Genomic DNA, 6210 nt, shown 5'->3' on the forward strand with positions numbered 1-6210 from the left:
TTCTCTTGCGATATTTCTACCTTCCATCAGCATAAAATATCACCTATTTTTAAAAAATTTCCATTTATTAAATCAGAACCACTAATTTGCTTTTTATTTTCAGGCTTTGCTGATTCAATAATTACACTTGAATCAAAAGTTTTCACAACCGCTCCCTTACCTTTTAAATATTCCACAATTTCTCCATTTTGTGCTTCTGGGTAGGTTTTTTCATAGATTTTCACTGAATATATTTTAAAAATTTTATTATTTAAATAACTAAATGCTGTCGGTAGCGGATTCATTCCTCTTACTAAATTAAAAATGTCTATAGCCTTATTATTCCAATTTATATGGCAATCTTCTTTTTTAAAAGGTTTCACAAAAGTTACTAAACTTTCATCCTGAATTTTTAAATCTATATTTCCTTCTTCAATTAAATTTATTGCATTTTCTAGAAGTTCTGCACCCATAACTTTTAATCTTTCATGAAGAGAAAAAAAGGTATCCCCGTCATCTATCATGGTTTCTGCTTGAAGAAGCACAGGGCCTGCATCTAACTTTTCTTCCACATACATTATGGATACTCCTGTTTTAGAATCCCCATTAATGATAGCTGCGTTTATAGGAGCTGCTCCTCTGTATTTAGGTAATAAAGATGAGTGTAAATTTATTACTCCGTATCTAGGTATTTCTATTACCTCTTTAGGTAATATCTTTCCATATGCAACTACAACTATTAAATCTGGTGCTAATTCTTTTATCTTTTCTATTACATTTTTGTCTTTAAAAGATTCTGGCTGAAATATTTCCAATTTGTTTTCTAAGGCGTATTCCTTAACTGGAGAATAATTTATTTTTTTTCCTCTCAAATTAGGTTTATCAACCTTAGTAAAAACAGATATTATATTATGTTTTTCATTTAATATCTTTAAGCTCGGAACTGCAAATTCTGAAGTTCCCATAAATATAATTTTCATTTATACCATCACCATCAATTATTTTTAATAGTTTCTACTGTTTCTATAAAAGATTTTATATCATCAAATTCCTTATAAACTGATGCAAATCTAACATAGGCAACTTGATCTACATTTTTTAATTTATCTAAAACCATTTCTCCTAATTCCTTACTAGTTATTTCACTTGACAAGGAATTTTGAATTTTTTTCTCAATTTCACTTATTATTTCATCTAATTGTTCTCGGCTTATATTCCTTTTTACTGTTGCAAATGTTAATCCCCTAAGAAGTTTTCCCCTATCGTATTTAACACGTCTTTTATCTTTTTTTACTACATAAATTTGATTTTCTTCAAATCTTTCATAGGTACTAAATCTTTTTTGACAACTTAGGCATTCTCGTCTTCTTCTTATAGACCCATCTAAGGCTGTTCTACTATCAACTACTTTTGTATCTTCTGAACTACAAAAAGGACATTTCATATTTCCTCCTAATTAATTTTCCTTTTCTTCTATGCATTTTATAACTTCTGCTCCACTAGTACAATTATATAGACGAATTCTAAATTCTTCTTCTCTTATTAATCTTGATATTCTTGCTAAAACCTTTAAATATATCTGACTATCTCTATTGGGAGAAGCAAACACAAAAAATAAATTTACATTTTCATCATCCAATGACTTAAAGTCTATACCCTTTTTGCTAATTCCAAAAGCTACTGTTAATCTTTTAGCACTTTCTGTTTTAGCATGCGGTATAGCTACACCTTTCCCTATACCAGTACTTCCTAATTTTTCTCTATCTATTAATGCCTTGTAAACATCATTATCAACAGATTCTATATCTTCTGATTTCTCTAGTAATTCTGATAATTCTACCAATACTTCATCTCTATTTTTAGCCTTTAAATCCAGTGATACTAATTCTTCCGAAATATAATCAGTTATCCTTATAACATCTAACATAAAAAATCCCCCCATAAAAACCTTTTAGCATCTAATTTTAAATCTAAATTGACATTAATATACCTCTCTAATATATTTATAACTTTTTTTACTTCTTCTATCTCATAATCGTTATTTCTAACTAATTCCTTTATACTATCATTTAAAAGTGCTTTTAAAATCATATTTTCCTTTTGTAAGTTTTTATTAAAAAAAAATATCGAACTATCTCTTTCCTCTGGAACAATTCCTTCATCTTTTATAATTTCATATATAAAATATGCTAACATAAGCAAATCTTTTTTTCTTTCTTTAGACTTATTTAAAGCAGCTAAACTATTTTTTAAAAGATTATAAATCTTCCTATTTCTACCATTTTCAACTAATATCTGATTTAAAATCGAAAAAATATAAAACACTATTTTTAGTTTTTCTAAATCATTTTTTATTTCTCTATAACCTTCAATACCATTAAACTCTGAAATAATTATATTTTCTCCCTTTCTATAGAATGTAAAATCTGTTAAAGAAATAATGTCCACAGCTGTTTTATCTCTTTTTTTACTTTTTCTTATTCCTTTAACTAAAATTGAAATTTTACCGAAATCCTCCATAAAAACTGTTATATATCTATCTGCTTCCTCAATTTCTTTTTTAGATATCACTATTCCATTTCCGCGTAAAAATATCATTTTTTACCTTTTTCTAAGTCAAAATTTTCTTTCTTTAATTCGGGATTAATCTCAATGTTTTCTATGAAAACTGTTCCTAAACTTATATTGTTATCCTTTATTTCTATGCTTTTTGGTATGATATAAGACTCCTGTTCAATATATTCGTTTATATAAACTAAAATTGTTTTGCTATCATCAATATATAATTCTTTAAGTTTTTTTTGATTGTATTCTTTCCTAAAATCTGGATAATTAACTTCCAAGTCTCTTATCTTATTTATTGTTTGTATTATTTTATTTTCTTCACCATCTATTTCAACTTCCTTGTATTCATCAAATATGGGTAAATAAATTGTTTTTTTTTCTCCGTCATAGATATAAATTTCGCCTTTATTTAAGTCTGGAGATAATATCTCCTTTCTTATTTTGCTTGGAAACTCTATAATTACATTATATTTAAGCATTTTTTCTCTACCGTTTATATTTTGTTTTTCTATGGCATCAAATTTCAAAGTTTTTAATGTTGACAGGCTTTTTGCAGCATAAGCAAAGCCTGAAAAAAACATTAGAATTATTACTACAATTTTCTTCATCTATTCCACCTTCTTTTCAAGGTTATTTTCATACTTATAAACCATAACCTCTTTTAAATCTCTACTTTTAAATTCTGGTTTTATTTTTATACTCTTAAACATATTGTTTTCTGCTTTATTTATTTCATTTATTTTTCCAACTCTTAAGCCTTCAGGATAAATATCACTTATACCTGAAGTTCTTATTTCTTCTCCTAAGTCTATTCCTTCCTCAAATGTTGAGGGTAAAAAATACATTTCGTTTTTCCCGTCATCACTACCCTGAGATATTCCTAAAAGGTTATTTTCTGTTTTTACACTAATTTTAGCACTATTATCTGTTATCATTGTTACTAATGAATAACCTTCAAATACTTCTGATATCCTCCCAATCAAAAAGTCATCATAAATAACTATCATATTTTTTTCAATTCCATTCTTTCTTCCTAAATCAATATAAAATTTGTTATTTATAGTATTAACATCTCTAAATATAACTCTTGCAAATTTTAAATTTTTTATGATTTGGTTGTTTTCCTTCATCTCAAGTAAATTTGTTAACCTAAAATTTTCTTCCTCTATGTTTTTATTAATTGAATTTAATAATTTAAACTCCATATTTTCACGTTTTAATTTTTCATTTTCTTCTAAAATTTCCTTATAAGAGGAAATAGCATTTTTTATGTCTCCTATCTTTTCAGCCGTTTGATATATCTTACTTTGAATAGGTAAAAAACTTTGGTCAATATATTTCTTTATTTTAAATAAGGCTCTATTAAAAATCAATGTAAGTACTGCTAATATAATAAATACAGTAGCAATAATTTTTATTTTTTTATCTCTTTTCATATGTACATAATCCCCTAGACAAGATACTTTCATTTTTTTACTTTTCAAAACATATATTTTCCCAATATAATTATAATATATTGTGCTATTTTTGTAAAGCAATTAGTCCTTTCTATATTAAATTTTTGGACAAATTTTTACATTTAAAAATCAATTAAAAATATATTAATTTGTTTAATTTTTCAAAAAAAAGTCTAGAAATTTTCTAGACTTCCTTGTGATATTCAGTTCTTATTTCATTTAAAATATGTTTATAGAAAATTTTAGCATTCATTTTTTTCTTTACGAGTACAAAAACTTGAGGAACAAGATCAATCACTAGCTCTATAATTTTTTGATATCTACTAAATCTTCCTTTAAAAATCTTTATTTCATTAAATAACCAAGACAATAAAATTAAATTTAATACTCTTATAAAATTTGTCCCAAAATTTATAAGACCTTCTTCTGTAACATAAAAGTTATAAACTTTATATAGAACTTTTCCCTCTTGACTATAATACAACTGGACTAAAAAAGTTGATAAGTAGAAGAATATTAATATTCTTATTCTTTTAAAATGTTTTCTAATATCCTTGTTAAAAATAATATTTAAAGTTATTGCTATTCCCATAACTATAAACAAGATTTTCATATTATTAGAAAATATATTTGTTAAAAGTAATATAAATAAACTACTTTTTAACAACATCTATACCTCCCATATAAGGAATTAAGACCTTAGGTATCAAGAAAGAACCATCTTCTTGTTGATAATTCTCCATAATAGCTACTAAAGTTCTTCCAACTGCAAGACCTGAACCATTTAATGTATGACAAAATTCGCTTTTATTTTCTCCTTGAACTCTATATTTTAGTCCCATTCTTCTAGCCTGGAAATCCTCACAATTTGAGCAAGATGAAATTTCTCTATATTTATTCTGTGAAGGTAACCACACCTCTAAGTCATATGTTTTTGCTGCACTAAACCCTATATCTCCTGAACACAGTTGAATCACTCTATAAGGTAATTCTAGTTTTTGTAAAATTTTTTCCGCATTCTGAACCATTTTCTCTAATTCCTCATATGAAGATTTAGCATCTGTAATTTTTACCATTTCAACCTTATTAAATTGATGTACTCTAATAAGTCCTTTTACATCCTTTCCATAAGAACCTGCCTCTCTTCTAAAGCAAGGTGAATATGCTGTATAGTATTTAGGAAGCTCCATTTCTTCTAAAATTTCTTTTCTATGTATATTTGTCATACTTATCTCTGAAGTTGAAATAAGATACATGTCGTCTGTTGTTCTATACATATCTTCTTCAAACTTAGGTAACTGTCCTGTTCCCTCACATATTTCTGGCTTAACAATAAATGGAGTTAAATTTTCTATATAACCATGTTCCGTTGTATGTATATCAAGCATAAAATTTATAAGTGCTCTTTCTAATCTTGCTGCTGCTCCTCTATACAAAACAAATCTTGAACCACTTAACTTAGCTCCTCTTTCAAAGTCTAATATCCCTAAGTTTTCTCCAATCTCCCAGTGACTTTTTGGTTCAAAAGAAAATTCCTTAGGAATTCCCCATTTTCTTATTTCAATATTGTATTCTTCATCTGGACCAATAGGTGTTGATGAATGATATACATTAGGAATAGTTAATTGTATATTCTTTAATTTTTCGTCAATTTCTGCAAGAATAGCATCCAATTCCTTTACCTTAGAAGAAACTAACCCCATTTTAGTTATTAGGTCATCCGCACTTTTCTTTGCTTTTTTTAATGCTGCAATTTCAGTTGAAACATTGTTTTTATCTCTTTTCAAACTTTCTACTTCGGATAGAACTTCCCTTCTTTTTAAGTCTAATCTCTCAAACTCATCCATATCGGTATTGTTATTCCTATTTTTTAGCATTTCTTTTAGCATAACTATATTTTCACGCATAAATTTTAATTCTAACATAGTTCTCTCCTTTATTATTCAAGTTAAAAAATTTTATTTGATTTATATAATAGCACTTTATTCCTTAATATTCAACTCTATTTTGCATTTTTTCACCTTTTAATTTTTAGAGAATTTATAGAATAGAAAGTAAAAAAATTAAAAAAAAATAATTGTTGACTTTTTTACTAAATTATGATATAAAATAGTCATCATATAACGTTTCCTTAAATATAGTTTAATTTCTACGAGAAAAGAGCCGGGCTTATAAATAAAGCAACGGCTCTTTTTCTCTTATGTTGAAG

Annotated in this window: 8 protein-coding genes; all 8 read right to left on the reverse strand. The window is 26.4% G+C overall.

Annotated elements, in window-relative coordinates; all coding sequences use genetic code 11:
• Positions 1 to 26 precede the first annotated feature (26 nt).
• Entirely contained in the window at positions 27 to 959 is a 933-nt protein-coding gene (fmt, locus tag Q4A58_RS07790; protein WP_303118097.1) for a methionyl-tRNA formyltransferase, read from the reverse strand.
• A gap of 14 nt (positions 960 to 973) precedes the next feature.
• Positions 974 to 1423 carry a transcriptional regulator NrdR gene (gene nrdR, locus Q4A58_RS07795; protein ID WP_303118098.1) on the reverse strand — a complete coding sequence of 150 codons (450 nt, stop codon included), beginning with the start codon at positions 1421 to 1423 and terminating at the stop codon, positions 974 to 976.
• Positions 1424 to 1435: 12 nt separating this feature from the next.
• Positions 1436 to 1906: a PTS sugar transporter subunit IIA gene (locus Q4A58_RS07800; RefSeq protein WP_303118100.1), complete on the reverse strand. Its 471-nt coding sequence runs from the start codon at positions 1904 to 1906 to the stop codon at positions 1436 to 1438.
• Positions 1900 to 2577, reverse strand: coding sequence for a DNA repair protein RecO (gene recO, locus Q4A58_RS07805; RefSeq protein ID WP_303118101.1), 678 nt, complete (start codon positions 2575 to 2577; stop codon positions 1900 to 1902). The genes Q4A58_RS07800 and recO overlap by 7 nt, the downstream gene beginning before the upstream one ends.
• Positions 2574 to 3152, reverse strand: a complete 579-nt coding sequence (locus Q4A58_RS07810; RefSeq protein WP_303118103.1) for a hypothetical protein — start codon at positions 3150 to 3152, stop codon at positions 2574 to 2576. Before Q4A58_RS07810 ends, recO begins: the two co-directional genes overlap by 4 nt.
• Positions 3153 to 3980, reverse strand: a complete 828-nt coding sequence (gene mreC, locus Q4A58_RS07815; RefSeq protein ID WP_303118105.1) for a rod shape-determining protein MreC — start codon at positions 3978 to 3980, stop codon at positions 3153 to 3155.
• 205 nt (positions 3981 to 4185) lie between these two features.
• The gene (locus tag Q4A58_RS07820; RefSeq protein WP_303118107.1) at positions 4186 to 4671 is read right to left on the reverse strand and encodes a CbiQ family ECF transporter T component; all 486 of its coding nucleotides are present in this window, start codon (positions 4669 to 4671) and stop codon (positions 4186 to 4188) included.
• Entirely contained in the window at positions 4655 to 5926 is a 1272-nt protein-coding gene (gene serS, locus Q4A58_RS07825; RefSeq protein ID WP_303118109.1) for a serine--tRNA ligase, read from the reverse strand. Before serS ends, Q4A58_RS07820 begins: the two co-directional genes overlap by 17 nt.
• Positions 5927 to 6210: the final 284 nt, after the last annotated feature.

The sequence above is a fragment of the Fusobacterium sp. genome (assembly GCF_030528405.1).
Classification (GTDB): domain Bacteria; phylum Fusobacteriota; class Fusobacteriia; order Fusobacteriales; family Fusobacteriaceae; genus Fusobacterium.